The organism is Haloquadratum walsbyi J07HQW2, assembly GCF_000415985.1.
In the GTDB taxonomy this organism is placed as follows: domain Archaea; phylum Halobacteriota; class Halobacteria; order Halobacteriales; family Haloferacaceae; genus Haloquadratum; species Haloquadratum walsbyi_B.
This window is the reverse complement of record NZ_KE356561.1, coordinates 507,939-509,766: the sequence shown is the minus strand read 5'-3', so window position 1 is coordinate 509,766 and position 1,828 is coordinate 507,939. Positions and strand designations below refer to the sequence as shown.

Below are 1,828 nucleotides of genomic sequence, written 5' to 3'. Positions count from 1 at the left end.
AGAAGTGCATTTGCATCACCAGCAACATCGACATCAGCTGTACGTTCTGCTTCGACAGTTGTGAACGCGCCCGTGGCTGCGAGAGTGCCTACAGCACCAAAGACCATCAGAAGCGCGAGTAGTTTTCCATTTGGGATCATAGTTGTGTGATTATGATGTGATTGCCCCATCGAAGGGGTTCTCACTTACATGTACACACACACCATTCCCTCTTTGTTATGCCGCTCTACTGAATTGGTAGGAGACACTAAAGCATCACCCAATATCGTTAGGCGCGATTAATTCACCGCTGATTCGCTGTCGCTCCCTAGAAGCAATCGTGTGCGTGCGCGTACGATCATGTACATATTTATAAATCGAACGGTAATTCAAAGATATGCCACACCCCAGCGTAAGCGGGGAACTAACGCTATACCTGGAGCTGGTAGCCGACAATCGTGCCGATGTTCCGGTTGAACATCTCACCTTCGAACAACAAGTGTCGTTCGTGCTTGATGAGCTCGCGGATGAATCGGAATCCGATAGCGGCGGGCTCTTTTTAATCTAACCTGTTGGTCAATCACATCATTAATACGCATGCCGGCGCTCGCTGACGTTCTTGGTGACAGGTTTCAATGGCAGTCTCGAAACCCGATATTCCCGAACACCAACATGGGGAGTTTGTAGGGCGATTCGCGCTGACACACGATTGTATAGACGGAGATTACTGACCGGATCACGTCCTCGCTCTCGCTCTCACTGTCACCGTCGTTAGGGCACAGAACTCGTCTCTCCGTCTCTATCTCACTGTATCAATCAATTAAAACGTGTAGGTCACTCTCACTTTTGACAGTAAGAAAGAATGTTAACGTGTTTGTTTGGTGAGACTATGCTTCTACTGAGTACTGGATCCTGATGACTATACCGTTGCCCCCCGCTGACGACGGTGACAGAACGCTGTTCACCAACCGCCGATACGTCTCAGAGTGTTCATGCAGCGAGCATCTTGCCATGTTTTGACGAGTTAACAAATGTAAATGCACCCTCAGACAGCGACTCCAATGCTTCGGCGGCTCGATAGTACTGGTTCCAGCACAGCGACTCATCCCGATCAGCTGAGAGGAGTTCCAATGGACCGATGACTTGACGACAATGCCCTTCGGAGTACGAGAACCCTACTCACTGATATGTGTGAACAATGAGACTGCACGCCGAACACTCGGTGAGAGTGGTGTCTCTCTCCCCAGTCATCGCGTCTATAAGATCATATCGTATGGGTGTGTCGAACGGACAAGACAAAATACCGCGCCGTCGGGTGGTTTCGTGTTTGCGCTTGTCCACGCCGATACGGATCGCTCCTCCAGGGACCACCGCCGACCGCTGCCGGTCGCGACGGGAATACGTGGCTGTGTCCGCCCACGTTCATGTTTATAACTATCGACCTATGATGCTGAGATATGCCACGCCCGAGCGTGAGTGAGGAGGCGAAAGCACAGCTGGAGGCGGTAGTTGAGGAGCGCGCCGACGTTCCCGCCCACCATCTCACGTTTGAACAACAAGTACCGTTCGTCCTCACCGAGCTCGAAAAGGAATCAAATCAAAACGATAGTGGTGGGCTCCTCTCGTGAGCGCCACGCTGAGATAACGACGGATCTTTTCCTCTCGATCGCCTACCCTTGCGAACAGCAACGCACACCATCTTCTGCTCGGGGCAGGATAAAAACAGATAGGTGCTAAGCTGCCACCTGATTCTCGTCTATTCTTATTACCTACTCAGGACGGGCTATCATAGTCTTTCCCGGTAGAATCGAGTTACTACATTACATCCGCGACAACAACTTCCATCTTA

Annotated in this window: 2 protein-coding genes; both read left to right on the top strand. The window is 51.1% G+C overall.

The genetic code is table 11. The annotated features are described in order from the left end of the window. Window positions 1-376: 376 nt before the first annotated feature. A complete protein-coding gene (locus tag J07HQW2_RS17320) occupies window positions 377-547 on the top strand; it encodes a hypothetical protein (RefSeq protein WP_021053681.1) in 171 nt (56 codons plus the stop codon). Between the two features lie 889 nt (window positions 548-1,436). Continuing rightward, window positions 1,437-1,607 (top strand): hypothetical protein, encoded by a 171-nt coding sequence (locus J07HQW2_RS17315; protein WP_021053680.1) that lies wholly within the window; start codon window positions 1,437-1,439, stop codon window positions 1,605-1,607. Window positions 1,608-1,828: the final 221 nt, after the last annotated feature.

Bases quoted from the DNA above. Each gene is read 5' to 3' on its own strand.
- J07HQW2_RS17315 (WP_021053680.1), top strand. From the start codon at position 1,437: ATGCCACGCCCGAGCGTGAGTGAGGAGGCGAAAGCACAGCTGGAGGCG.
- J07HQW2_RS17320 (WP_021053681.1), top strand. From the start codon at position 377: ATGCCACACCCCAGCGTAAGCGGGGAACTAACGCTATACCTGGAGCTG.